The sequence below is a fragment of the Streptococcus sp. LPB0220 genome (genome assembly GCF_008727815.1).
GTDB lineage: Bacteria > Bacillota > Bacilli > Lactobacillales > Streptococcaceae > Streptococcus.
Map to the genome: position 1 here is coordinate 451,084 of NZ_CP044230.1, position 24,498 is coordinate 475,581.

A 24,498-nucleotide genomic window follows, 5' to 3' on the forward strand; every position below is an offset into this window, starting at 1 on the left:
TACATCTTATAGATATATTTTACTATTTTACTTTTTTGTGGTATGATATGTTATAATTCAAAAGTTTTAATATCAAAATATTTTATATTTAAACAAAAGGAGTCTGTGATGTTTGAAACAATTTTGTATTCTGTCGAAAACGACCTCGCGACAATCTCTTTAAATCGTCCTGAAGTATCCAATGGTTTTAACATTCCAATGTGTCAGGAAATTTTAGCTGCCCTGGAAGATGCAGAAAAAAATGAGGAAGTAAAATTCATTATTCTATCAGCAGAAGGGAAAATCTTTTCAGTTGGTGGAGATTTGAGCGAAATGAAACGCGCAGTCGATGCGGATGACATCGAGTCTCTTGTTTTAATTGCCGAATTAGTTAATACGATTTCAAAGAAAATCAAGCAATTGCCAAAACCGGTTATTATGGTGGCAGATGGAGCGGTTGCTGGAGCAGCTGCTAACATTGCAGTAGCTGTTGATTTTTGTATTATTAGTGATCGTACTAAATTTATCCAAGCCTTTGTTGGGGTTGGTTTAGCACCGGATGCGGGTGGGTTATTCTTATTAGGAAAAGCTATTGGTATGTCTCGGGCTACTCATTTAGTAATGACAGGTGAAGCTTTGACTGCAGAAAAAGCATTGGAGTATGGCCTAGCTTACCGCGTTTGTGAATCTGAAAAACTTGAGAAAACGGTTGATCAATTGCTTAAAAAATTAAGAAGAGGATCTTCAAATTCTTATGCTGCTATGAAAGAAATGGTTTGGGAAGCCTTCTTGAAAGAATGGGACCAATATGCGAATCTTGAATTAAATTTGCAAAAGAAACTAGCATTTACAGAAGATTTTAAAGAGGGGGTTATTGCCTACTCTGAAAAACGTCGGCCACAATTTAAAGGAAAATAAATTTGTATCTTTTCCATGTTTTGTGAAAAAAAGCTTGCAAATTATTTTCATTTTTGATAAAATTTGACTATCAAAGTAAAATTAGGAGGTGGAGTTTTGAATTACCAATTAGTTAACGACTATTTAACATCCATCTTTAATAATGTTTTGGTTATTGAGGAGTCGAGCCTAAGAGCAAGTCGATTCAAAGATGTTTCTATTAAAGAAATGCATACGATCGATGTGATTGGTTCGACACCGAATGCAACCCCGAGTGATATTTCACGGGAGTTGATGGTGACTTTGGGGACTGTCACGACAAGTTTGAATAATCTTGAGCGCAAAGGGTATATCGAAAGAAGAAGATCGGAAGTTGATCGCCGGGTTGTACACTTGAGTTTAACGAAGAACGGTCGTCTACTTTATCGTCTTCATCAGCAATTCCATAAACGGATGGTCAACCAGATTATTGGAGATATGAGTCCCGAAGAGAAGAAAGTGATGCAAAAAGGATTGCAAAATCTGTATCGTTTCTTGGAGGAAATTAAATAATGGTCTTTGCTAAAATTAGTCAAGTTGCTCATTATGCACCTGACCAAGTCGTATCAAATGATGATTTGGCTGAGATCATGGATACAAGTGATGAATGGATCAGTAGTCGGACAGGTATCCTTCGGCGTCACATTTCAAAAGATGAGACGACAAGTGATCTAGCAACAATTGTTGCACAAAGATTATTAGCAAAAGCAAACTTAGATGCTGAGGAAATTGATTTCATCGTTGTTGCTACGATTACTCCAGACAGCTTAATGCCATCAACTGCAGCCCGAGTACAAGCTAATATTGGAGCTTCTCGAGCTTTTGCATTTGATCTGACTGCAGCATGTAGCGGATTTGTATTTGCATTAGCCACTGCTGAAAAATACATTTCTTCAGGTATGTACCGGCGAGGAATTGTGATCGGTAGTGAGACGCTTTCAAAAGTATTAGACTGGTCAGACCGTTCCACTTCAGTCCTTTTTGGAGATGGAGCTGGTGGTGTCTTGCTTGAAGCAAGTGACCAAAAATCGTTTTTGGCTGAAAATCTTTTTACGGATGGTAGCCGAGGTACTAGTCTTGAGTCTTGCTATTTGGGTCTCTCTTCCCCATATTCAGAGGAAGTTTCTGATCGAAGATATCTGACGATGGATGGACGGGCAGTTTTTGATTTTGCCATTCGTGATGTCACGAAAAGTATTCAAAAAATGATAGCAGACGCCTCTATGGAAGCAGAAGAGATTGACTATTTTCTGTTACACCAGGCGAATGACCGAATGTTAGATAAGATGTCAAAGAAGCTGGGTGTCTCTAGAGAGAAAATCCCAGCAAATATGATGGAATATGGGAACACTAGTGCTGCTAGTATCCCCATTCTATTATCGGAGTGTGTCGAGAATCATCGAATCAAGATGGATGGAAGTCAAAAAATTCTTCTAACAGGATTCGGTGGAGGTTTGACATGGGGCACACTTCTTGTTCAATTTAGTTAAACATGTGGAAACACATTTTAAAAATTTATATATTATTTTTTAAGGAGGCCTATCATGGCAGTATTTGAAAAAGTACAAGAAATTATCGTTGAAGAACTTGGTAAAGAACCATCAGAAGTAACTCTTGAGTCTACATTCGAAGATTTAGAAGCAGATTCATTGGATTTGTTCCAAGTTATCTCTGAAATTGAAGATGCTTTTGACATCCAAATCGAAACTGAAGAAGGATTGTCTACAGTTGGTGACCTTGTCGCTTACGTAGAAGAAAAAACAAAATAATGATAGATGAGAGTATCGAAAGATATTCTCTCTTGTTTAGGTAATAGTTTGAGGCTCAAAGAAACAATCTTTTAAACTCAAACTATTACTTAAGCGAAAAAAGAGGTAGGTATAATGCAAACACGAATTACTGAACTATTGAATATTAAATATCCAATCTTCCAAGGTGGGATGGCATGGGTCGCTGATGGTGATTTGGCTGGAGCAGTATCAAACTCCGGTGGTCTTGGAATCATTGGTGGCGGGAACGCTCCAAAAGAAGTTGTAAAGGCTAACATTGATAAAGTGAAGTCTATTACAGATAAACCTTTTGGTGTAAATATCATGCTTTTGTCCCCATTCGCGGATGACATTGTTGACCTGGTGATTGAAGAAGGTGTAAAGGTTGTTACAACTGGTGCTGGAAATCCTGGGAAATACATGGATCGTTTCCATGAAGCAGGGATCACTGTCATTCCTGTTGTTCCATCTGTTGCCCTTGCAAAACGGATGGAAAAATTGGGTGCCGATGCGGTGATTGCAGAAGGGATGGAAGCTGGAGGTCACATTGGTAAATTGACGACCATGACCTTGGTTCGTCAAGTGGTTGAAGCTGTTTCTATTCCAGTAATTGGTGCTGGAGGTGTCGCTGATGGTGCCGGTGCTGCAGCTGTCTTTATGTTAGGTGCCGAAGCTGTTCAGGTGGGAACTCGTTTCGTGGTTGCTAAAGAATCTAATGCTCACCAAAACTTTAAGAATAAAATCTTGAAAGCGAAAGATATTGATACGGTAGTTTCAGCATCAGTTGTTGGACACCCTGTTCGTGCGATCAAGAATAAATTGGCTTCTGCCTATAACCAAGCTGAAAAAGATTTCTTGGCAGGTAAGAAGACTCAAGAAGAAATTGAAGAATTAGGGGCAGGTGCTCTTCGCAATGCCGTTGTTGATGGAGATGTTGACAATGGATCTGTAATGGCAGGTCAAATTGCTGGTCTTGTGAGCAAGGAAGAAACCTGTGCTGAAATTCTAGAAGATATCTATTATGGTGCAGCCAAGGTAATTCAAAAAGAGGCTGCTCGTTGGGCAGATGTAAACGTCTAAAAACGTCGAAAGGATTAGGATAGTGACAAAACGTGCGTTCTTATTTGCTGGTCAAGGGGCTCAGAAATTGGGCATGGCGAGCGATTTGTATGCGGCTTATCCCGTTGTTAAAGAGACATTTGATACGGCTAGTCGTATTCTAGGTTATGATTTGCGTGAATTGATTGATTCTAACGAAGAAAAACTGAATCAGACACGCTATACTCAACCAGCTATTTTGACAACGTCAGTAGCCATTTATCGTCTCTTAGCAGAAAATGGTATCACTCCTGATATTGTTGCCGGCCTCTCTTTGGGGGAATATTCTGCCTTAGTTGCGGCTGGAGCTCTTTCGTTTGAAGATGCAGTAGCTTTGGTTGCGAAACGTGGTGAATTCATGGAAACGGCAGCTCCTGCTGGAAGTGGGAAAATGGTTGCTGTTATGAATACAGATCCAAGTTTGATCGAAGAGATTTGTCAACAAGCATCCGAAAAGGGTGTAGTAACACCAGCTAACTACAATACGCCAGCACAAATTGTGATTGGTGGTGAGGTTGCGGCTGTGGACTATGCTGTGGAACTATTGAAGGAAGCAGGTGCCAAACGCTTGATCCCTTTGAATGTGTCAGGTCCATTCCACACAGCCTTACTGGAATCTGCTAGTCAAAAATTGGCGGCTGAACTAGAAAAAGTATCATTTAATGATTTTGATCTTCCTTTAGTTGGGAATACAGAAGCGACTATCATGAAGTCAGAAGATGTGAAAGCACTTTTGGCCCGTCAAGTAAAAGAACCGGTTCGTTTCTATGATTCAATTGCTACGATTCAAGACTTTGGTGTAGATGAGGTCATCGAGATCGGACCTGGAAAAGTCTTGTCAGGATTCTTGAAGAAAATTGATAAAACTCTTCCAACTCATAACGTCGAAGATCAGGCTAGTCTAGATGCACTTCTGAATGCTTAAAACGAGGTAAAGATGGAACTTAAAAATAAAAATGTTTTTGTAACAGGTTCAACACGCGGAATTGGATTGGCTGTGGCTCATAAATTTGCGAGTCTCGGTGCCAATGTTGTCCTAAATGGACGTTCTGAAATTTCTGAGGACTTGCTTGCACAGTTTGCTGACTATGGTGTGACTGTTGTTGGTATTTCTGGAGATATTTCTAATGGCGAAGATGCGCAACGTATGGTGGCTGAAGCAATTGAAAAGCTTGGAAGTGTTGATGTTTTGGTCAATAACGCTGGCATTACAAACGACAAGTTGATGTTGAAAATGACTGAAGAAGATTTTGAACGGGTCTTGAAAATCAACTTGACCGGTGCCTTTAATATGACTCAAGCTGTCTTAAAACCGATGTCTAAAGCTCGTCAAGGTGCCATCATCAATATGTCATCTGTTGTTGGTCTAATGGGGAATATTGGTCAAGCGAACTATGCAGCTTCAAAAGCTGGATTGATTGGTTTTACCAAATCCGTTGCGCGCGAAGTTGCGGCTCGTGGCGTTCGTGTGAATGCCATTGCACCTGGTTTCATTGAATCAGATATGACAGACGCTATTCCAGAGAAAATGAAAGATGCCATGCTAGCTCAAGTGCCAATGAAACGAATTGGTCAAGCTGAAGAAGTGGCAGAAGTTGCGGCTTTCTTGGCAGGTCAAGAATATTTAACTGGTCAAACAATTGCCATTGATGGCGGCATGACTATGCAATAATGAATGCTTACTGATCGAAAATCACTTACTTAAATATCCATCCGACAAAAGGAGAATATATATGTCTACAAATCGTGTTGTTGTTACAGGTTACGGTGTAACCTCACCAATCGGAAATACACCAGAGGAGTTCTGGAATAGCCTTCATGAAGGAAAAATTGGAATCAAGCCCATTACGAAATTTGATGCTTCTGAAATTCCAGTCTTTAATGCTGGTGAAATTCAAGATTTCCCATTCGATAAATATTTCGTGAAAAAAGATCAAAATCGTATGGATACTTACTCATTGTATGCAATCTATGCTGCGATGGAAGCTATTGAAAATTCAGGCTTGAACATGGAAGAAGAAGACCGCGATCGTGTAGGTGTGATTGTATCATCTGGTATCGGTGGTTTGCAAGAATTGGAAGATCAAATTATCCGGATGCATGAACGTGGGATGAAGAGAATCCAACCAATGTTTATTCCAAAAGCTCTTTCAAACATGGGTGCTGGAAATATCGCACTTAAGATTGGGGCTCAAGGGGTATGTAAATCCGTGACAACAGCTTGTGCTTCTGCCAATGATGCAATTGGTGAAGCTTTCCGTGAAATTAAATTTGGTATGCATGATGTTGTTTTGGCAGGTGGTGCTGAAGCTTCGATTACTAAGATTGGTATCGGTGGTTTCAATGCCCTTACGGCCCTTTCAACAACGGAAGACCCAGAACGCTCATCTATTCCATTTGACAAAGACCGCAATGGTTTTGTGATGGGGGAAGGTGCAGGGGTTCTTGTCATCGAAAGTTTGGAACATGCCCAAAAACGTGGTGCTAATATTTTAGCTGAAATAGTTGGTTACGGTTCAAACTGTGATGCCTACCACATGACAACACCAACACCAGATGGTTCAGGTGCGGCTAAAGCAATTAAATTGGCTATTAATGAAGCTGGTATCAAACCTGAAGATGTCGATTATGTCAATGCGCATGGTACCTCTACACCTGCCAATGAGAAAGGTGAAAGCGGAGCTATTGTTTCTGTACTTGGTAAAGAAGTTCCTGTATCATCTACTAAATCATTTACAGGACACTTGCTTGGTGCTGCTGGTGCGGTTGAAGCGATTGCTACCATCGAAGCGATTCGTCACAGCTTTGTACCAAAAACTGCTGGTACCAAAGAATTGTCTGACTATATCGAAGCAAACGTTGTTTATGGTGAAGGTCAAGAAGCGGATATTCAGTATGCTATCTCAAATACCTTTGGTTTTGGAGGACACAATGCTGTTCTGGCCTTTAAACGTTGGGAGGGTTAATTCATGAATATTTCTGAAATCAAAGATTTGTTGGCTCAATTTGATGCGTCAACTTTGCGTGAATTCTCATATAAAAATAATGGCGAAGAATTGAATTTGAGTAAAAACCAAACGAGTTCAGTTGCGGCTACACCGGTTGCTCCTGCAGTTGAAGTGGTAGCAACTCCTCAAACTCCTGTAGTAGCCCCTGTTGTTGAAGCCCCAGCAACTCCAGCTGTAGCGACTGAACCAGTTGCTGCTCCAGCTCAGGCTGCAGAAGGTGATGTGGTTGAAAGTCCATTGGTTGGGGTGGCTTACTTGTCGCCAGCACCGGATAAATCAGCCTTTGTATCTGTAGGAGACAAAGTTACTAAGGGTCAAACACTCTTGATTATCGAAGCCATGAAAGTGATGAATGAAGTCCCAGCACCTAAAGATGGGGTAGTCACTGAAATTTTGGTAACGAATGAAGAAATGGTTGAATTTGGAAAAGGATTGGTTCGAATCAAATGACAATTGATATTAATGCTATTCGTGAGGCTTTGCCGCATCGTTACCCAATGCTTTTGGTGGATCGCGTATTGGAAACAAGCGAAGATACGATTGTTGCCATTAAGAACGTGACAATTAATGAACCATTTTTTAATGGACATTTTCCACAATATCCTGTTATGCCAGGTGTTCTCATCATGGAAGCTTTGGCACAAACAGCAGGTGTACTAGAGTTGTCAAAACCTGAAAATAAAGGAAAATTAGTCTTTTATGCAGGGATGGACAAGGTGAAGTTTAAAAAACAAGTCGTTCCAGGAGATCAACTGGTGATGACAGCTACTTTTGTCAAACGTCGTGGAACAATTGCTGTTGTTGAAGCGAAAGCAGAAGTAGACGGTAAGCTTGCAGCTTCAGGAACGCTTACTTTTGCAATTGGAAATTAAGAAAGGCCTATCTATGTTTCGTAAGATCTTAATCGCCAATCGTGGTGAGATTGCAGTACGCATTATTCGTGCGGCTCGTGAACTTGGCATCGAGACGGTTGCGGTGTATTCTACTGCTGATAAAGAAGCCTTGCATACCTTACTAGCGGATGAAGCAGTCTGTATTGGCCCTGCTAAATCAACAGAATCTTATTTGAATATGAGTGCTGTCTTGTCTGCAGCTGTTCTAACAGGAGCAGAAGCTATCCACCCTGGTTTTGGATTTTTAAGTGAAAACTCAAAATTTGCGACCATGTGTGAGGAAGTGGGCATTAAATTTATTGGTCCTTCTGCTAAAGTCATGGATTTGATGGGGGATAAGATTAATGCTCGTAAACAGATGATCAAAGCAGGAGTGCCTGTTATTCCTGGATCAGATGGTGAAGTGTATACTGCTGAAGAAGCCCTCGAGATTGCAGAGCGTATTGGTTACCCTGTGATGTTGAAAGCATCTGCAGGAGGCGGTGGTAAGGGAATTCGGAAGGTTGAAAAACCAGAAGATTTGGTTGCTGCTTTTGAATCTGCTTCCTCAGAAGCTCAAGCTGCTTTTGGGAATGGTGCCATGTATATGGAACGGGTGATTTATCCGGCACGCCACATTGAAGTACAGATTTTAGCGGATCAGCATGGACATGTCATTCACTTAGGTGAACGCGATTGTTCTCTTCAACGAAATAACCAAAAAGTTCTAGAAGAATCCCCTTCGATTGCTATTGGAAAAACTCTTCGTAATCAAATTGGTTCTGCTGCTGTTCGTGCAGCTGAATCAGTTGGGTACGAGAATGCTGGAACGATTGAATTTTTGTATGATGAAGGCAAGGGTGAGTTCTACTTTATGGAAATGAATACCCGTGTGCAAGTAGAGCATCCTGTCACGGAATTTGTAACAGGAGTTGATATCGTTAAGGAACAGATTAAAATCGCAGCTGGACAAGAATTATCCGTTACTCAAGAGGATATTGTCATTAAAGGCCATGCGATTGAATGCCGGATCAATGCGGAAAATCCTTCCTTCAACTTTGCACCAAGCCCAGGTAAGATCACTAATCTCTATCTTCCAAGTGGTGGGGTTGGCTTGCGTGTGGATTCTGCTGTGTATCCTGGTTATACGATTCCACCATACTATGATAGTATGATTGCCAAGATCATTGTCCATGGGGAAAATCGCTTTGATGCACTGATGAAAATGCAGCGTGCTCTTTATGAGTTGGAAATCGATGGTGTCACCACCAATAGTAGTTTCCAGTTGGATTTGATCTCAGATTCGCATGTGATCGCTGGTGATTACGACACTGCATTTTTGATGGAACAATTCCTTCCAAATTATAATAAGGAATGATGAAAAAGCCTGGAGTTGTGAGGGAAGTATGAACATCATCTTCACAGTTTCAGGCTTTTATAGTAATGCTGCAGATACTGTAGCATATTATAAGGAGTAAGTAATGGCATTATTTTCTAAAAAAGATAAATATATTCGGATCAATCCGAATAGGTCAGCCTGGAAGGAGCCTCAGCCAAAACCTGAAGTTCCTGATGAACTATTTTCACAATGCCCAGGTTGTAAACATACCATTTACCAAAAGGATTTAGGTAGTGAGCGTGTCTGCCCGAATTGTGGCTATACCTTCCGTATTTCTGCTAAAGAACGCTTGGCGCTGACAGTGGATCCAGCTAGCTTTGAAGAAATGTTTACAGGAATCGAAACGACAGATCCTTTGAATTTCCCAAATTATAAGAAGAAACTAGCAGCAGTGCGGGAAATGACAGGACTGGATGAAGCTGTCCTGACTGGAACTGCCTTGATTAAAGGTCAAAAAGTTGCGCTTGGGATCATGGATTCCAACTTTATCATGGCTTCAATGGGTTCTGTAGTAGGCGAAAAAATTACTCGTTTATTTGAATTTGCGACAAAAGAAAAATTGCCAGTTGTTCTCTTTACCGCTTCCGGTGGTGCTCGGATGCAAGAAGGAATCGTGAGTTTGATGCAAATGGCAAAGATTTCTGCGGCTGTTCAACGTCATTCCAAAGAAAAATTATTCTATTTGACAGTATTGACAGATCCGACAACTGGTGGGGTGACAGCCTCATTTGCTATGGAAGGTGACATTATCATGGCAGAGAGTCAGGCCTTGGTCGGGTTTGCCGGTCGTCGCGTGATCGAATCAACTGTGCGTGAAAAATTGCCAGATGATTTCCAAAAAGCAGAATTTCTACAAGAACATGGATTTGTAGACTTGATCGTGGAGAGAAGCCAAATCCGAGCAACAGTTGGACAATTATTGGCCCTTCATGGAGGTAAACATGAGTAAAATAACACAGATTATTAAAGAAGCACGTGACCAAGGAAGATTGACTGCTCTTGATTTTGCTCAAGGAATTTTTGATGATTTTATCGAATTGCATGGAGATCGAAACTTCCGTGATGATGGTGCGGTGATTGGTGGGATTGGACGCTTAGGCGATCAAACGGTTACAGTCGTTGGGATCCAAAAAGGAAAAAATCTTCAGGATAATCTAAAACGTAATTTTGGACAACCACATCCAGAAGGCTATCGAAAAGCTTTGCGCCTCATGAAGCAAGCAGAGAAATTTGGCCGTCCAGTTGTGACCTTTATCAATACAGCGGGTGCTTATCCTGGTGTTGGAGCTGAAGAACGAGGACAAGGGGAAGCCATTGCCCGCAACCTCATGGAAATGAGTGATCTAAAAGTTCCAATTATCGCGATTATCATCGGAGAAGGTGGCTCTGGTGGTGCCTTGGCTCTTGCTGTAGCAGATAAGGTTTGGATGCTTGAGAACTCCATCTATGCAGTCTTGAGTCCAGAAGGTTTTGCCTCTATTCTTTGGAAAGATGGAAGTCGTGCCATGGAAGCAGCAGAGTTGATGAAGATTACTTCTCACGAATTGTTAAATATGGAAATTGTCGATAAGGTGATTCCCGAGCATGGATTTTCAAATGGAGAACTACTGGCTCAAGTGAAGAAGGAATTACAGGAAGAGTTAAAGGTTTTACAAGCTTTACCTCTCGAAGAGCTTCTGGAGCAACGCTACCAACGTTTTCGTAAATATTAAAAAACTGAGCTTGCAATTTGCAAGACTCAGTTTTTTTAAACTTTATTTTGGTGCGATGACTTCTGCGCCATCCATGTATGGGCGAAGGACTTCTGGAATGGTCACAGAACCGTCTTCGTTTTGGTAGTTTTCAAGAATAGCAGCGACGGTACGTCCGACTGCCAATCCAGAACCGTTCAAAGTGTGAAGGAGTTTTACCTTGCCATCTGCTTCATCGCGGTAACGGATTTGCGCACGGCGAGCTTGGAAATCTTCTGTATTGGAACAGCTTGAGATTTCACGATAGGTGTTTTGCGCTGGAATCCATACTTCCAAGTCATAAGTCTTGGCAGCTGAGAAGCCCATGTCTCCCGTTGAGAGAGCTACCACACGGTATGGAAGGTTCAGTTTTTGAAGGATATTTTCAGCATTGACAACCATTTTTTCCAATTCATCATATGATTCTTCTGGTTTAGCAAATTTCACCATTTCAACCTTATGGAATTGGTGCAAACGGATCAATCCACGAGTATCACGACCAGCTGAACCAGCTTCTGAACGGAATGATGGACTCATAGCGGTGAAGTAGATTGGAAGGTCTTTTCCATCAAGAATTTCATCGCGGTAGTAGTTCGTCAAAGGAACTTCAGCAGTTGGAATGAGGACATAATTGGTATCGCTAAGTTCAAAAGTATCTTCCTTGAATTTTGGATACTGACCAGTACCAAACATAGAATCATGGTTGACCATGTAAGGAGGGATGACTTCAGTGTAGCCTTCCTTGCCATGTTCGTCCAACATGAAGTTGTAGATAGCGCGTTCTAAGCGAGCTCCAAGTCCTTTGTAAAAGAGGAAACGAGCACCAGTGACTTTAGCTCCGCGTTCCCAGTCAAGGATATCAAGGTCTTCACCTAAATCCCAGTGAGCTTTTGGTTCGAAGTCAAACTCGCGAGGAGTTCCCCAACGGCGAACTTCAACGTTGTCATCCTCATCTGCTCCAACAGGGACACTATCAGCAGGGATATTTGGAAGGGTAGTAGTGAATTCAGTTAATTTGGCATCGATTTCAGCCAATTCTGTATCCAATGCTTTGACTTCTGCAGAGAGGGTTTGCATGGCAGCAATCTTATCATCTGCATTTTCCTTGTTGCGTTTAGCTTGTGCGATTTCAGCAGATACGGTGTTGCGCTCTGCTTTGAGATTTTCTACTTTGACTAAGATGTCTCGACGTTTGGCATCGATTTCTTTCATTTCATTCAAAATAGCCGCATCTACTCCACGTGTTGCCAATTTTTTTGCAACTGCATCAAAGTCTGTACGAATCCGTTTAATATCTAACATAGCTTCTCCTTTAACAAAAAACACACCTGTTAGAGTGTTGGAGTGGCAGAGCCACGGTTCCATCCAACTTCACAGGTGTGCACTTGATTCGATATTGTATTTTAAAGAAACGGTAGAATTTCAATTAAGATTTCTATCTGCTCGCAGCAACCGCAGACTTTCTGAAAGAACCTCTTAACTTACTTATCCGTTTGCGTCTATTATACAAGAAAAGATTCTATTTTGCAAATAGATTTTTAATTTTAGCCGTGATGATTTGGATCAACGTAGGAAGTTTGACAATTTTATCATTTCCTAGATGTTCCCGAGCAATCTTTAAAATTTTTCCAGAGTCTTTTGAAGCAAAGAGAAATTTTGATTCTCTGGTATAGATTTCAAAATGGCGGCTAATTTTACGTCCGGATACATTGGCTCCGATTCGCTCGATTTCTTGCCAGGGAATTTGGATGTAGTCTTCTACATTTGCATCCGCATAAAATTCAAAAGCGGCATTCCCGACTAGGATTTTTCCAACCTTTCCCCCCACTCCAAGGTAAGAAACCCCTGTAGTATGGAATTCAACGGTTTTATTCAATGATTGAGCCATGAGATCCTCCTGTATTGCTGTTCACTCCATTATATCATAATAAAAAGAAGGCCGAAACCTTCTTTTTAGTTGATCTTTGCTTACATCAAGCCAGCAACGTGTGCTAGTACACCGATTACAAAGAGAGCGATGATGATGGTGATTGGAGATACTTTTTTCTTCAACAACCACATACAAGCAAAAGTAAGAAGTAATCCCATCAAACCAGGAATCAATGAATCCAAGTTTTGTTGGAAAGTTGTAACTTTTTCAGGTGTTTGAGATAGGCCTGAACCAACTTGAGCGAAGGCTTCTTGGATACCCTTGTATCCTTCAGGAAGTTTATCCCAGTGGATATAAGCTTTGTCGTCTAATTTGACAGAAGAAACATTGAAGACGAATTTAATAGATACCCAACGTTCTACCAAGACAGCGAGCATGAACATCCCAAGGATAGAAGCCCCTTTAGTGATGTCTTGCAAGATCCCACCAGACATATCTTTGGTAATTTCAGAACCTGCTTTGTAACCAAGTTCTTGCGTGTACCACAAGAAGGCCATACGAATCGCATTCCATGCGATAAAGAAGATGAGTGGGCCAAGGATGTTACCAGACGCAGCAAGTGATGCACCAAGGGCACCAAGGATAGGACGTGCTGTAAACCAGAAGACTGGATCTCCGATACCCGCCAAAGGACCCATCATACCAATTTTAACCCCTTGGATGGCAGCATCGTCAATAGCGGCACCGTTTGCTCTTTCTTCTTCAAGAGCAAGCGTTACCCCGATGATAGGAGCGGCAACGTATGGGTGAGTGTTAAAGAATTCCATGTGACGCTCAAGAGCAGCCGCTTGGTCTTCTTTCTTCGTATAAAGTTTTTTGATAGCTGGGATCAATGAGTATGCCCAACCCAAGTTTTGCATCCGTTCATAGTTCCAAGAACCTTGCAAGAAGGTTGAACGCCACCAAACCTTTTGACGATCTGATTTAGATAATTGTAATTTTTCAGTCATGATAGTGTCACACCTTTCTTAATAGTCTTCGAGAATGTCGCCAATTGGATCGTTAGAAGTAGCGGCACCGCCACCTCCATTGCCACCTTTCTTAGAAAGAGTAAGGTAGATCAAGGCAAGGGCAACACCAATTGCTCCAAGGGCGATCAAGGTCAATTGGCTAACAGCTGCAAGAGCAAAACCGATGGCAAAGAATGGCCATACTTCACGGCTCGCCATCATGTTGATAACCATGGCATAACCAACGGCTACAACCATACCACCACCGATTTGCATTCCATCAGAGAGCCATTTTGGCATTTGTTCAAGAGCAGTTTTGACAGTTTCAGCAGGAATCATCAACAAGAGGGCTGCAGGAATGGCGATACGAAGACCTTGAAGAAGAAGGGCCACAAAGTGAGCGCGTTCTACACCTTTGATATCCCCTTTTCTAGCAGCAGCGTCGGCAGTGTGAACCAAACCAACGGAAAGGGTACGGACGATCATGGTCAAGAAAAGACCAGCAACTGCAAGTGGAATAGCGACACTTTGAGCGACAGCGATTCCTTTTGTACTGAAGTCTCCCCCAAGTACCATGATGATGGCAGCAGCGACAGATGCAAGGGCAGCATCGGGTGCAACTGCGGCACCAATGTTTGCCCAGCCAAGTGCAATAAATTGAAGTGAACCACCAAGCATAATGCCAGCAGTCAAGTTACCTGTTACCAAACCGATTAAGGTACAAGCAACAAGGGGTTGGTGGAATTGGAATTGGTCAAGGATACCTTCAAGACCTGCTAAGAAGGCAACAACGACCACTAATACCATAGAAATAATAGACATGTTTAAAATCCTTTCGTAAGTAATCGATTATTGAACGTTAGCTTTGTTAATTAAGTCAAACAAATCTTTCTTAGAGTCATTTGGCACTTTACGGACGTCAAATTCAACTCCAAGATCACGCATTTTTTCAAATGTAGCCACGTCATCTTTATCCATTGACAACACATTGTTAACCATGGTTTTACCAGTTGAGTGGGCCATTGAACCAACGTTCAAGGTTTTAATCGGAACACCACCTTCGATGGCGCGAAGAGCATCTTGAGGTGTTTCAAATAAGATCAAAGCATGGGTATTTCCAAAACGTGGATCTTTTGCAACGTCGATCAATTTTTGAATTGGGACAACGTTTGCTTTCACACCATTTGGTGCCGCTTGTTTGATCAATTCCTTACGGAGTTCATCTTTAGCAACAGAATCTGAAGCAACAATGATCCGATCGGCTTTTGAATCAGGTGTCCAAGCAGTTGCGACTTGTCCATGAAGAAGACGTGTATCTAAGCGGGCAAGGTTAATCTTGAGTTTTCCATCTCCGATAACCGTTCCTTCTGGAATAGCAGCTTGGGCTACAGGAGCAGCAGTGGCTGTACTAGCTTCTTCAACAGGATTCAATTCTTCTGGAAGAGCTTTGACACCTTCTTTTGCTTCCTTGATGATGTTTGCAGCGACTTGATCAACGCCGGCATTTGCATCCATCAACCGTTCTGTATAAGCTTGAATCAACATCGGAAGGTTCAATCCTGTGATGATCGCAAATTTACGATCTGGATTTTCTCCCATGACGCGACTTGCTTGGTTAAATGGAGAACCACTCCAAAGGTCAGCCAAAACCAAGACTTCATCTTCTGCATCAAATGCGGCAACAGCTGCATTAAATTTAGCATAGAGATCATCCGGGCCTTCACTTGGCATGAACGTAACCACTTGAACTTTCTCTTGATCCCCAAAGATCATCGAGCCGGATTGGTGGATTCCAGCTGCAAATTCACCGTGGCTAGCAATAATGATACCAATACTCATTATTGACATTCCTCCTTATAAAATTTGTTTGACTTTCAGTTTAATAAAACTTTAAGCTACTTTATTATAAATCGTTTCCACACTTAAGTCAATTTTTCTATCAAAATCTCGATGTAAAAACATTGATTTATTATATTAAATTATCGGTAAATAAAAATTGAATGCTATTGAATGGCTCTTGTTTATTAGTTGATAATGGCAGAAGAAATCAATGATATGTAGGTTTCATAGGATTTGAATTTCAATAAAATATTCCAACAATCGATCTATATCCGCAAAAATAAAAAATAAATATATAATAAATTGTAAAATAGAGTGATTGAGAGCACTCAAAAAGACTAGCCCAGTTGGGCTAGTCCTGTAGGTTCAGTTGTTTAGTTTGTAAAGTCAAGTACCATACGTCCTTGAATGGTTCCAGCTTCCATTTCGTCAAAGACTTTGACTGCATCTTCTACTGGACGTTTTTGAACGACAGGGACTACCAAGCCTTCTGCACCAAATTGGAAGGCTTCTTCCAAGTCTTTACGAGTTCCTACAAGAGAACCAATGACTTGGATACCATCTAATACAGTTTTCACAATGCTGAGGTCCATCATTTCAGAAGGAAGACCAACTGCAACCACGCGGCCGCCTGCACGAACAGAATCTACTGCTTGGTTGAAAGCTACTTTAGAAACAGCTGTTACGACAGCAGAGTGAGCTCCACCATTTGTTTTTTCTTTAATCAATCCTGGGACATCATCAACTTCGCGACCGTTGATGACAAAGTCTGCACCAACTTCTTTCGCCAATTCTAGTTTATCATTGTTGATATCGACAGCGATGACATGTGCATTGAAGACTTTCTTAGCATATTGAACAGCCAAGTTTCCTAGTCCACCAGCTCCATAGATAACAATCCATTGTCCTGGTTCAGCTTTGGCTTCTTTGATGGCTTTATAAGTGGTAACACCTGCACACGTAATAGAAGATGCTTGGGCTGGATCTAATCCTTCAGGTACTTTCACTGCGTAATCTGCAGTAACGATACATTGTTCAGCCATCCCTCCATCAACAGAGTAACCAGCATTTTTTACAGTACGGCAAAGAGTTTCACGACCAGTTGTACAGTATTCACAAGTTCCACATCCCTCGAAGAACCATGCGACACTGACACGATCCCCAACTTTTAGGCTCTTGACATCTGGAGCAACTTCTTTAACAATACCGATTCCTTCGTGTCCAAGAACACGGCCTGGAACTTTACCGAAGTCCCCGTGAGCAACGTGCAAGTCAGTGTGGCAGACACCACAGTATTCGATTTGAACAAGTGCTTCCCCTGTTTCAAGTGGACGCATGTCTTTGTTTGCAACGATTTCAACACCAGTACCTTCTGGATTTACAACAACAGCTTTCATTTTGTTCCTCCTTAAGTGAACGAGAAGCGGTTTAGAATTTTTGAAAGCGCTTCTTTAATAACTATGTTAATAATATCACAAACTAGATGACGAGGCAATGAAAAAAATGGAAAAAAAGGGCGGTATTGATTAACCGATTAAGGATTTGGCGCAGAAAAAGACATGAGGGGATAGCTCATGTCTGTTCCTATTATAAGAATAATTGAATGAGTTGGCGCGCGACACCATCTTCGTTATTTGTGAAATCTGTGACGGAGTCTGCATAAGGGAGAAGGACGGAGCTGGCATTTTTCATAGCGTATCCATGACCAGCGAGAGCTAGCATGTCGGTATCGTTGTGCTCGTCTCCAAAGGCAATCAAATCCTTCTGATCCATATTGAGTTTATCTAGAAGGTAGGTCAGAGCAGATGCTTTGGTCACATTTTTGGGATTGCATTCCAGAATATTTAAGGGACCACCCCAAGTATTGATAGACAGATTGTAGTCATAATGACGATTCATTTCATCTGCCAGAGCATATTTGTCTTCCGCTTTCGTTTGAAAGAGAATACAGTTTGGGTCGCTCGTTACCCGCTCGGGATTGAATTGATTTTCTGGTTGGAAAGATTCAATCCCGAATAATTTAGGATCTGCAACGTGCTCATTTGGATCGGTAATAAAGAATTTATTGCGGTATTCGCCTGCTATAAAGTCCGCTTGGATAGTGTCTCGGTTAGCTACCATATCTAACAGGTATTTTTTATCTAAAGTCAAACATTGTTCATCTGCCCATTTTTTCTCAGGTAGATGCGTAAGGGAGCCGTTAAAATTGATCATCGGAGTATCTAGCTCTAGTTGTTTGTAATAGGTATGTGCCATACGGTAGGGGCGGCCTGTTGTAATAATGACTTTATGGCCAAGAGCACTAATTTTTTTTATCGTATCAATGGTAAAGTCGCTCAATTTGCTTTCGGAATTTAAGAGAGTGCCGTCTAGATCTAGAGCGATCATCTTTTTATGCATATTTCAGTTCCTTTCGAGAAGAATGAGACCATTATATCAGAAAAATCGGAAAAGCGCTCAAAAATCGAGAAGAGAAGCGGGATTTCTTGAAAGACGAAAGATCTTTTGGTAGAATAGAAATAACGTTCGCAAATTGATTGGGAGCGAGAATGATGAAAAAGGAGTTTATTCTGAAATGGATAAGTTTTTTAAACTTTCAGAACATGGAACCACTGTTCGTACAGAGGTTCTTGCTGGTTTGACAACCTTTTTTGCGATGAGTTATATCCTCTTCGTAAACCCTCAAATGTTGTCACAAACAGGGATGCCAGCTCAAGGGGTCTTCCTTGCAACGATTATTGGATCGGTTGTCGGAACCTTGATGATGGCTTTTTATGCCAATTTGCCTTATGCACAAGCACCAGGGATGGGCTTGAACGCTTTCTTTACCTTTACTGTTGTATTTGGTATGGGCTACTCATGGCAAGAGGCTTTAGGAATGGTCTTCATTTGTGGTGTGATTTCATTAATTATCACACTAACAAAAGTAAGGAAAATGATCATCGAATCAATTCCGACAGCTCTACGCTCTGCTATTTCAGCGGGGATCGGGATTTTCTTGGCCTATGTTGGGATTAAGAATGCAGGATTTTTGAAATTCACGATTGACCCTCATACTTATACAGTGGTCGGGGAAGGAGCAGATAAGGGGAATGCAACGATCTCAGCCAATGCATCTGCTGTTCCAGGATTGGTTGATTTTAACAATCCAGCTGTCCTCTTGGCTCTTGTTGGTCTTGCGATTACTATTTTCTTTGTTGTCAAAGGGATTAAGGGAGGGATTATCCTTTCTATCTTAGTAACGACTGTGCTTGGAATTCTCATCCATGTTGTTGATATCACTAAAATTGACTTTGCAAGTAACCATCTAGGAGCTGCCTTTAATGATTTAGGCACGATCTTTGGTCAAGCTTTGGGATCGAAAGGATTGGGTTCGTTGATTTCCAATACGTCTCGTTTGCCTGAGACCTTAATGGCCATCTTAGCCTTCTCCCTGACGGATATTTTTGATACAATTGGAACTTTAATCGGTACGGGTGAAAAAGTTGGGATTGTTGCGACAAATGGGGAAAACCATCAATCAGCGAAATTAGATAAGGCCCTCTATTCAGACCTTGTAGCGACTTCAGTCGGAGCTATTGCAGGAACTTCAAACGTAACGACTTATGTTGAATCTGCAGCTGGTATTGGAGCTGGTGGACGCACTGGTCTGACAGCCTTGGTTGTAGCGATCTGTTTTGCTATTTCAAGTCTCTTTAGTCCTTTATTGGCGATTGTACCGACCGCTGCCACAGCCCCAATTTTGATTGTTGTTGGGATCATGATGTTGAGTGGCTTGAAAAATATCCATTGGGAAGATATGTCAGAAGCAGTTCCTGCCTTCTTCACCTCTATCTTTATGGGCTTCAGCTACTCGATTACACAAGGGATCGCTGCTGGATTTATCACCTATAGCTTAGTGAAAGTGGTTAAAGGAGAAGCCAAAGAAGTGCACAGCATGATTTGGATTTTAGATGTTCTCTTTATTTTAAACTACGTTAGTATGGCCTTGAATTAAGTATCAGAAAAGTGCCAAAAAGGAATGGGAGTTGTCTCCCATTCCTTTTTAGATGGATTGAGGGAATGAATGGGAGAGTTTCCTGTTTTCTTTGATTCCTTTTTCTCAAAAACAAACCGGAGTCGAACAATTGCTAAAAGAAAGAGCAGATTTTTAAAAAGTTTGGTATAATAGAGAAATGATTAGTCACAATGAAACGGAGCTGATCGCTCTAGGAAAACAGCTAGGAAAACTCTTAGAAAAGCAAGACGTGATTATCTTATCAGGGGATCTAGGAGCAGGAAAAACGACCTTTACCAAGGGAATTGCAAAGGGGTTAGGGATTGATCAGATGATTAAGAGCCCGACCTATACCATTGTTCGTGAATACGAAGGTCGCTTGCCTTTATACCATTTGGATGTTTACCGGATTGGGAATGATCCAGATTCTATTGATTTAGATGATTTTCTATTTGGAGATGGTGCGACCATTATTGAATGGGGAGAGCTGATTGAGCCGAGTCTCTCGGATGCTTATCTAAAAATTTTTATCCGAAAATTGGAAGATGGGCGAGAGTTGGCTTTTGAGGCTCATGGAGCGCGTGCGGAAGCTTTACTAGCATCCTTTGAGCAGGTGGAAAAAACCGATGACTAAGGAAAAGGAAGTGACAGTGGAAATTCGGCAAGCTGACAGTGCAGACGCGGCTCTTGTCGTTTATTTCTTAAATCAAGTTGGGAAAGAGTCAGATTACATGACGCTAGATGAAGCTGGAATTGGCATGTCTCCAGCAGACATGGAGCAATTTCTGATGGTGCAAGAGATGGCGGAAAACCGGATTTGCCTCTTGCTATTTTTAGATCAGGAACTGGCAGCTTTGTTAAATATCACTGCAGCTTCTCAACGGTCTGTTCGGCATATTGGTGATGTCTTTATTGTGGTTCGCAAAGCTTATTGGAATCAAGGGCTTGGACAGATTTTGTTGGAAGAAGGGATCGAGTGGGCGCACTCGACCGGTGTTCTTAGGAAACTAGTCTTGAATGTCCAAGTGCGCAATGAACGAGCGGTTCACCTGTATAAAAAGTTAGGTTTTGAGATCGAAGGTTGCCAAGCTCGTGGAGCTTGTTCAGCTGAAGGAGAATTCTTAGATGTTTACCTTATGGGGAAACTGATAGATTAGAGAGAGATTCTAAATGGTTAAAAAAATTATTTTGATGTTTTTGAGCTTATTGACGGTAACAGTGATTGGGATCGGGGCCTATGGCCTCACTATCCTCAATCAAACAACAGGGACCCTCAGTAAGACTTATAAGGGCTTTGGAAATGAGACCAATGTTATTGCAGAAAACAAGCCGATGACTATCCTTTTGATGGGGGTTGATACAGGTAGCGGTTCTCGGGAAGATCCTTGGGCCGGAAATAGTGATACCATGATTTTGGTGACTGTTAATCCTCAAACAAAAGAAACAACCATGACAAGCTTGGAAAGAGATATCCTAACCAATATTACTTCAGATGGTCAAACGGTCCAAGCAAAATTGAATTCAGCTTATGCTCAAGGTGGTGCGAAGTTAGCCATTAAGACCATTCAAGATCTTTTGAATATCCATATTGACCGCTATGTCATGATCAATATGAAGGGGCTGGTTCAATTAGTGGATAAGGTTGGTGGCATCACGGTTAACAATCCATTTGACTTCGATATCTCGATCGAGGAAAATGAGCCAGAATATACGGCTAAGATTGCACCAGGACGTCAGGAGATTAATGGGGACCAAGCTCTCGTTTATTCACGTATGCGCTACCAAGACCCAGAAGGAGACTATGGACGTCAAAAACGTCAACGTGAAGTGATCAAAAAGATTGTTGAGAAAGTTTTAAGCCTCAATAGTTTGAGTCACTACAAAGGAATCATTGAGTCTGTTAGTGACAATATGCAAACCAACATTTCACTTGATAGCAACAGTCTTCTTCAATTGCTAGGATATAAAGACGCCCTTTCAACGATTCATCAGTACCAGTTGAAAGGAGAAGATGCCACCTTAGCAGATGGCGGAAGTTATCAGATTGTCACTTCAAAACATCTCTTGAAAATTCAAAATATCATCCGCAAAGCTTTGGGGATGAAAGAAATTAAAACATTGAAAACCAATGCTTACCTATTAGATGGAGATGAAGAGTTGAAGAATACTTCTTCTCAAAATGATACGCCAGCGGCATCATCTGAGGAAGCACCTGTTTACCAAGAGTTTAACCAACTACCAGTTGTACCATCGACCCAGGATACGGGAGTGGTGACGCCTCAAAGTTCTGTTGCACCAGTAACACCAGTTGCTCCTGCAGCTACAGAGTCGAGCAGTGTGACACCTACGGTACCTTCAGAATAAGAAAAAAACGATTGAGTTTTCTCAATCGTTTTTACTTGGTTGCCAGATGTCTTGAATTTCTTTTAGAGAGGCTGTTGCTTGTTGACTAAATAGTTTGGTCTTGTATTGGAAATCCGTTACCAATTCTTGAAGATTGGTCTTTTGGTCTTGGATAATATCCAGATTGCGTTGGATTTTTGCTAGGTTATCTTGAATTCCCTTGATCAATTGGCTGGATTCAGTCACCTCTGTTTTGATTTCTTTGCGGTTTTTTACTAGGTGGTAGCTAATGCTAGCTCCTGTTGCAAACCAAAAGAGATTTTTGAGTTTCATATGGCCTCCTTTTTAACTGTTTTTGATGGTTTCTGCGAGAACTGCTAGTTGTTCAAAATTAGGCTCGTGTTCAGTAAATGAAATGGCAAGCTCATCTTGATCGGAATAGCGAGGGATAATGTGGACATGTGTGTGAAATACGGTTTGTCCAGAAACTTCTTCCATGTTGCTGATGATATTCATTCCCTTAGCTTGGGTAGCAGCTTCTACTTTTTTAGCAACTTTAGAAACACGTGCAAATAGTTGAGCTGTGGCGGTTTCGTCCATCTCTAAGAGGTTGCGAGCGTGTTTTTTTGGAACTACTAACGTATGACCTGGTGTAACCTGAGAGATGTCCAAAAATGCGAGGACTTCCTCGTCCTCATAGACTTTGGAGGAAGGAATGTCGCCAGCTATAATCTTACAAAAAATACAATCGTCAACCATAAATACACCTCATTTAGACTAAATTTTGTTATAATATAAGAACATTATACCAGAAATCGGAGAAAATATGTTAGAAATCAACAAGTTGACAGGGGGCTATGTCAACATCCCTGTCCTGAAAGAGGTGAGTTTTTCAGTTCCGGACGGCCAACTGATTGGTTTGATTGGACTAAATGGAGCTGGGAAGTCAACCACGATTAATGAAATTATTGGTCTCCTGCATCCTTATGCTGGGGAAGTACGGATTGACGGCTTGAGTCTTCAAGAAGCTCCAACTGACTATCGTAAAAAAATCGGCTATATTCCAGAAACCCCTAGCCTATATGAAGAATTAACCCTGAGAGAGCATATCGAGACCGTAGCTATGGCCTATGATTTAGACATGGATCAGGTCATGGTGCGCGTCCAGCCTTTGTTGGAACGATTCCGTTTGGCTGAAAAATTAGATTGGTTCCCGACCCAGTTTTCAAAAGGGATGAAGCAAAAGGTCATGATTATTTGTGCCTATGCAGTGGATCCAAGTCTTTATATTGTCGATGAACCCTTTTTGGGATTGGATCCTGTTGCGATTGCAGATTTGATTCAGTTATTGGCCGATGAGAAAGCAAAAGGAAAATCGATTTTGATGAGTACCCACGTTCTGGATTCGGCTGAAAAGATGTGTGATGGTTTTGTGATCCTACATAAGGGTCAGATCCGAGCAAAAGGGACCTTGGACGAGCTGCGCTCAACTTTTGGGGATGAGAAAGCAAGTCTAAATGATATCTACATGACCTTGACAGAAGAGGAAACAGCATGAAAGAGTTGATGAAAAAACGGCAAGAAACGTTTCGAACTCAATGTGTAAAATATAGCCGCTATGTTCTCAATGATCATTTCGTCCTCTTTATGCTGATTTTCATAGGATTTTTGGCGGTTCAATACAGCCAATTCTTGCAAGATCTCCCCAAAGATACAAGCCTGATCCGCTGGAGTCTCATGATTGGCTTGCTCCTCTTGGTTCCGATAGGCTCCATTGCGACCTACTTAGAGAAGCCCGATGCTTTATTCCTTTTAGTAAAGGAAGAGGAAGTGAAACGTTATATCAAAGGGCAGGCCAAGAAGTCTTTTGTGTTTTGGTTTTTGATTCAAAGTTTTGTCCTTCTATTATTTGTGCCTCTTCTTCTGGCAACGGGGCTGGGTAACCTTGCTATTGTAGCTTATATCCTTGTCTTAGGATTGGCTAAAGGGGCTGTTTTTAGCTGGAAGGAAGCCCGCTTCTACCAGGATGGAAATTTGAATTGGACCTTGGTCATTGCTCGTGAGAATGCAAGGAAACAATTGATTCTTCGTTTCTTTGCCTTGTTTACAACGGTAAAAGGTATTACCAACAGTGTCAAAAGAAGAGCTTACTTGGATGGTTTCTTAGGGCTTCTTCCCAAAACACATGGCAATACGTGGCTTCACTTATATATGCGCTCCTTCCTACGGAATGGAGATCTTTTCTCTATGACTCTCCGACTCTTGGCTCTTTCCATTCTCGCTATCATTTTTATTCCCCAACCTCTCGTAGTGATTGCCCTTGTAGCCTTGCTCAATTACTTGGTTATTTTTCAATTACTGGGGCTTTACAGTGCTTTTGATTACCAACCCTTGACCCTTCTTTTCCCGATGAAACAGGGCAGTAAAAAGGCAGGGTTGAACAAAACGATTCAGCTGGTCATGGGGATGATAACGGTGATAGAAGGGGGAATTGGCCTGGTCTTTATTTCAGATAAAGTCCTGTTGTTAGGTCTACTGGCTTATACAGTTGCTTTAATCCTACTCTATCTTCCATTTAAGATGGCGCGCTTGGTTGACGAAAATCGTTAAAATTAGTAAAATAGATTGGAAACTTTTTACGGAGGAAA

Annotated in this window: 28 protein-coding genes; 19 read left to right on the top strand and 9 right to left on the bottom strand. The window is 41.5% G+C overall.

Translation table 11 applies throughout. The annotated features are described in order from the left end of the window. The first annotated feature begins 105 nt into the window (after positions 1-105). The 13 genes from LPB220_RS02430 (at position 106) to LPB220_RS02490 (ending at position 10,773) form a co-directional block, all read left to right on the top strand. A complete protein-coding gene (locus LPB220_RS02430) occupies positions 106-897 on the top strand; it encodes an enoyl-CoA hydratase (protein WP_191904617.1) in 792 nt (263 codons plus the stop codon). Between the two features lie 96 nt (positions 898-993). Beyond that, a complete protein-coding gene (locus LPB220_RS02435; RefSeq protein ID WP_003003993.1) occupies positions 994-1,428 on the top strand; it encodes a MarR family winged helix-turn-helix transcriptional regulator in 435 nt (144 codons plus the stop codon). Beyond that, the gene (locus LPB220_RS02440) at positions 1,428-2,405 is read left to right on the top strand and encodes a beta-ketoacyl-ACP synthase III (RefSeq protein ID WP_150905385.1); all 978 of its coding nucleotides are present in this window, start codon (positions 1,428-1,430) and stop codon (positions 2,403-2,405) included. Before LPB220_RS02435 ends, LPB220_RS02440 begins: the two co-directional genes overlap by 1 nt. A gap of 54 nt (positions 2,406-2,459) precedes the next feature. Further along, on the top strand, positions 2,460-2,684 hold the full coding sequence (locus LPB220_RS02445; RefSeq protein WP_003003892.1) for an acyl carrier protein: 225 nt from the start codon (positions 2,460-2,462) through the stop codon (positions 2,682-2,684). A 114-nt stretch (positions 2,685-2,798) separates the two neighbouring features. Then, positions 2,799-3,764, top strand: coding sequence for an enoyl-[acyl-carrier-protein] reductase FabK (fabK, locus tag LPB220_RS02450; RefSeq protein WP_118228673.1), 966 nt, complete (start codon positions 2,799-2,801; stop codon positions 3,762-3,764). Between the two features lie 22 nt (positions 3,765-3,786). Then, on the top strand, positions 3,787-4,707 hold the full coding sequence (gene fabD / locus LPB220_RS02455; protein WP_118228674.1) for an ACP S-malonyltransferase: 921 nt from the start codon (positions 3,787-3,789) through the stop codon (positions 4,705-4,707). A 12-nt stretch (positions 4,708-4,719) separates the two neighbouring features. Beyond that, on the top strand, positions 4,720-5,454 hold the full coding sequence (gene fabG / locus LPB220_RS02460; protein ID WP_003010456.1) for a 3-oxoacyl-[acyl-carrier-protein] reductase: 735 nt from the start codon (positions 4,720-4,722) through the stop codon (positions 5,452-5,454). A 61-nt stretch (positions 5,455-5,515) separates the two neighbouring features. Beyond that, entirely contained in the window at positions 5,516-6,748 is a 1,233-nt protein-coding gene (fabF, locus tag LPB220_RS02465) for a beta-ketoacyl-ACP synthase II (RefSeq protein WP_003010454.1), read from the top strand. 3 nt (positions 6,749-6,751) lie between these two features. Further along, complete coding sequence (gene accB / locus LPB220_RS02470) at positions 6,752-7,240, top strand: acetyl-CoA carboxylase biotin carboxyl carrier protein (RefSeq protein WP_049485573.1); 489 nt, start codon at positions 6,752-6,754, stop codon at positions 7,238-7,240. Next, positions 7,237-7,662, top strand: coding sequence for a 3-hydroxyacyl-ACP dehydratase FabZ (gene fabZ, locus LPB220_RS02475; protein ID WP_003004019.1), 426 nt, complete (start codon positions 7,237-7,239; stop codon positions 7,660-7,662). The genes accB and fabZ overlap by 4 nt, the downstream gene beginning before the upstream one ends. Positions 7,663-7,675: 13 nt before the next feature. Then, positions 7,676-9,040: an acetyl-CoA carboxylase biotin carboxylase subunit gene (locus tag LPB220_RS02480; RefSeq protein ID WP_003003860.1), complete on the top strand. Its 1,365-nt coding sequence runs from the start codon at positions 7,676-7,678 to the stop codon at positions 9,038-9,040. 103 nt (positions 9,041-9,143) lie between these two features. Next, positions 9,144-10,010, top strand: a complete 867-nt coding sequence (gene accD / locus LPB220_RS02485; RefSeq protein ID WP_003003810.1) for an acetyl-CoA carboxylase, carboxyltransferase subunit beta — start codon at positions 9,144-9,146, stop codon at positions 10,008-10,010. After that, the gene (locus LPB220_RS02490) at positions 10,003-10,773 is read left to right on the top strand and encodes an acetyl-CoA carboxylase carboxyl transferase subunit alpha (protein WP_021154504.1); all 771 of its coding nucleotides are present in this window, start codon (positions 10,003-10,005) and stop codon (positions 10,771-10,773) included. The genes accD and LPB220_RS02490 overlap by 8 nt, the downstream gene beginning before the upstream one ends. Before the next feature lie 42 nt (positions 10,774-10,815). Here the strand turns inward: LPB220_RS02490 and serS are convergent, their stop codons facing one another. The 7 genes from serS to LPB220_RS02525 form a co-directional block, all read right to left on the bottom strand. Then, positions 10,816-12,093, bottom strand: a complete 1,278-nt coding sequence (gene serS, locus LPB220_RS02495) for a serine--tRNA ligase (protein WP_150905387.1) — start codon at positions 12,091-12,093, stop codon at positions 10,816-10,818. 217 nt (positions 12,094-12,310) lie between these two features. Beyond that, positions 12,311-12,679, bottom strand: a complete 369-nt coding sequence (locus LPB220_RS02500; protein ID WP_023920226.1) for a DUF956 family protein — start codon at positions 12,677-12,679, stop codon at positions 12,311-12,313. 80 nt (positions 12,680-12,759) lie between these two features. Next, a complete protein-coding gene (locus LPB220_RS02505; protein ID WP_150905389.1) occupies positions 12,760-13,671 on the bottom strand; it encodes a PTS system mannose/fructose/sorbose family transporter subunit IID in 912 nt (303 codons plus the stop codon). Positions 13,672-13,689: 18 nt separating this feature from the next. After that, the gene (locus LPB220_RS02510) at positions 13,690-14,493 is read right to left on the bottom strand and encodes a PTS mannose/fructose/sorbose transporter subunit IIC (RefSeq protein WP_003003888.1); all 804 of its coding nucleotides are present in this window, start codon (positions 14,491-14,493) and stop codon (positions 13,690-13,692) included. Positions 14,494-14,520: 27 nt separating this feature from the next. After that, a complete protein-coding gene (locus LPB220_RS02515; protein ID WP_150905391.1) occupies positions 14,521-15,510 on the bottom strand; it encodes a PTS sugar transporter subunit IIB in 990 nt (329 codons plus the stop codon). A gap of 374 nt (positions 15,511-15,884) precedes the next feature. After that, complete coding sequence (gene adhP / locus LPB220_RS02520; RefSeq protein ID WP_150905393.1) at positions 15,885-16,907, bottom strand: alcohol dehydrogenase AdhP; 1,023 nt, start codon at positions 16,905-16,907, stop codon at positions 15,885-15,887. Positions 16,908-17,097: 190 nt separating this feature from the next. Further along, entirely contained in the window at positions 17,098-17,910 is an 813-nt protein-coding gene (locus tag LPB220_RS02525; RefSeq protein WP_049471729.1) for a Cof-type HAD-IIB family hydrolase, read from the bottom strand. A 175-nt stretch (positions 17,911-18,085) separates the two neighbouring features. Here LPB220_RS02525 and LPB220_RS02530 point away from each other — a divergent pair, with 175 nt between their 5' ends. From LPB220_RS02530 to brpA, 4 genes are all read left to right on the top strand, one after another. After that, complete coding sequence (locus LPB220_RS02530) at positions 18,086-19,507, top strand: NCS2 family permease (protein WP_101771036.1); 1,422 nt, start codon at positions 18,086-18,088, stop codon at positions 19,505-19,507. A 178-nt stretch (positions 19,508-19,685) separates the two neighbouring features. Next, positions 19,686-20,141 (top strand): tRNA (adenosine(37)-N6)-threonylcarbamoyltransferase complex ATPase subunit type 1 TsaE, encoded by a 456-nt coding sequence (gene tsaE, locus LPB220_RS02535; RefSeq protein WP_031575203.1) that lies wholly within the window; start codon positions 19,686-19,688, stop codon positions 20,139-20,141. Next, positions 20,134-20,664, top strand: coding sequence for a GNAT family N-acetyltransferase (locus LPB220_RS02540; protein WP_150905395.1), 531 nt, complete (start codon positions 20,134-20,136; stop codon positions 20,662-20,664). Before tsaE ends, LPB220_RS02540 begins: the two co-directional genes overlap by 8 nt. 13 nt (positions 20,665-20,677) lie before the next feature. Continuing rightward, a complete protein-coding gene (gene brpA / locus LPB220_RS02545) occupies positions 20,678-21,871 on the top strand; it encodes a biofilm formation/cell division transcriptional regulator BrpA (protein WP_150905397.1) in 1,194 nt (397 codons plus the stop codon). A 21-nt stretch (positions 21,872-21,892) separates the two neighbouring features. Here brpA and LPB220_RS02550 read toward each other — a convergent pair whose 3' ends face one another. Together LPB220_RS02550 and LPB220_RS02555 are read right to left on the bottom strand one after the other, a co-directional pair. Beyond that, positions 21,893-22,183 carry a hypothetical protein gene (locus tag LPB220_RS02550; RefSeq protein WP_070659639.1) on the bottom strand — a complete coding sequence of 97 codons (291 nt, stop codon included), beginning with the start codon at positions 22,181-22,183 and terminating at the stop codon, positions 21,893-21,895. Positions 22,184-22,195: 12 nt separating this feature from the next. Next, a complete protein-coding gene (locus LPB220_RS02555; RefSeq protein ID WP_003012582.1) occupies positions 22,196-22,609 on the bottom strand; it encodes an HIT family protein in 414 nt (137 codons plus the stop codon). 67 nt (positions 22,610-22,676) lie between these two features. Between LPB220_RS02555 and LPB220_RS02560 the strand changes: the two genes are divergently transcribed. Both LPB220_RS02560 and LPB220_RS02565 read left to right on the top strand, forming a co-directional pair. Further along, positions 22,677-23,408: an ABC transporter ATP-binding protein gene (locus LPB220_RS02560; RefSeq protein ID WP_024056396.1), complete on the top strand. Its 732-nt coding sequence runs from the start codon at positions 22,677-22,679 to the stop codon at positions 23,406-23,408. After that, complete coding sequence (locus tag LPB220_RS02565) at positions 23,405-24,460, top strand: ABC transporter permease (RefSeq protein WP_150905398.1); 1,056 nt, start codon at positions 23,405-23,407, stop codon at positions 24,458-24,460. Before LPB220_RS02560 ends, LPB220_RS02565 begins: the two co-directional genes overlap by 4 nt. Positions 24,461-24,498: the final 38 nt, after the last annotated feature.

Coding starts and splice junctions, on each gene's coding strand:
- LPB220_RS02440 (WP_150905385.1), top strand. CDS start 1,428: ATGGTCTTTGCTAAAATTAGTCAAGTTGCTCATTATGCACCTGACCAA.
- LPB220_RS02445 (WP_003003892.1), top strand. CDS start 2,460: ATGGCAGTATTTGAAAAAGTACAAGAAATTATCGTTGAAGAACTTGGT.
- fabK (WP_118228673.1), top strand. CDS start 2,799: ATGCAAACACGAATTACTGAACTATTGAATATTAAATATCCAATCTTC.
- fabG (WP_003010456.1), top strand. CDS start 4,720: ATGGAACTTAAAAATAAAAATGTTTTTGTAACAGGTTCAACACGCGGA.
- fabF (WP_003010454.1), top strand. CDS start 5,516: ATGTCTACAAATCGTGTTGTTGTTACAGGTTACGGTGTAACCTCACCA.
- accB (WP_049485573.1), top strand. CDS start 6,752: ATGAATATTTCTGAAATCAAAGATTTGTTGGCTCAATTTGATGCGTCA.
- fabZ (WP_003004019.1), top strand. CDS start 7,237: ATGACAATTGATATTAATGCTATTCGTGAGGCTTTGCCGCATCGTTAC.
- LPB220_RS02480 (WP_003003860.1), top strand. CDS start 7,676: ATGTTTCGTAAGATCTTAATCGCCAATCGTGGTGAGATTGCAGTACGC.
- accD (WP_003003810.1), top strand. CDS start 9,144: ATGGCATTATTTTCTAAAAAAGATAAATATATTCGGATCAATCCGAAT.
- LPB220_RS02490 (WP_021154504.1), top strand. CDS start 10,003: ATGAGTAAAATAACACAGATTATTAAAGAAGCACGTGACCAAGGAAGA.
- serS (WP_150905387.1), bottom strand. CDS start 12,093: ATGTTAGATATTAAACGGATTCGTACAGACTTTGATGCAGTTGCAAAA.
- LPB220_RS02500 (WP_023920226.1), bottom strand. CDS start 12,679: ATGGCTCAATCATTGAATAAAACCGTTGAATTCCATACTACAGGGGTT.
- LPB220_RS02505 (WP_150905389.1), bottom strand. CDS start 13,671: ATGACTGAAAAATTACAATTATCTAAATCAGATCGTCAAAAGGTTTGG.
- LPB220_RS02510 (WP_003003888.1), bottom strand. CDS start 14,493: ATGTCTATTATTTCTATGGTATTAGTGGTCGTTGTTGCCTTCTTAGCA.
- LPB220_RS02515 (WP_150905391.1), bottom strand. CDS start 15,510: ATGAGTATTGGTATCATTATTGCTAGCCACGGTGAATTTGCAGCTGGA.
- adhP (WP_150905393.1), bottom strand. CDS start 16,907: ATGAAAGCTGTTGTTGTAAATCCAGAAGGTACTGGTGTTGAAATCGTT.
- LPB220_RS02525 (WP_049471729.1), bottom strand. CDS start 17,910: ATGCATAAAAAGATGATCGCTCTAGATCTAGACGGCACTCTCTTAAAT.
- LPB220_RS02530 (WP_101771036.1), top strand. CDS start 18,086: ATGGATAAGTTTTTTAAACTTTCAGAACATGGAACCACTGTTCGTACA.
- tsaE (WP_031575203.1), top strand. CDS start 19,686: ATGATTAGTCACAATGAAACGGAGCTGATCGCTCTAGGAAAACAGCTA.
- LPB220_RS02540 (WP_150905395.1), top strand. CDS start 20,134: ATGACTAAGGAAAAGGAAGTGACAGTGGAAATTCGGCAAGCTGACAGT.
- brpA (WP_150905397.1), top strand. CDS start 20,678: ATGGTTAAAAAAATTATTTTGATGTTTTTGAGCTTATTGACGGTAACA.
- LPB220_RS02550 (WP_070659639.1), bottom strand. CDS start 22,183: ATGAAACTCAAAAATCTCTTTTGGTTTGCAACAGGAGCTAGCATTAGC.
- LPB220_RS02555 (WP_003012582.1), bottom strand. CDS start 22,609: ATGGTTGACGATTGTATTTTTTGTAAGATTATAGCTGGCGACATTCCT.
- LPB220_RS02560 (WP_024056396.1), top strand. CDS start 22,677: ATGTTAGAAATCAACAAGTTGACAGGGGGCTATGTCAACATCCCTGTC.
- LPB220_RS02565 (WP_150905398.1), top strand. CDS start 23,405: ATGAAAGAGTTGATGAAAAAACGGCAAGAAACGTTTCGAACTCAATGT.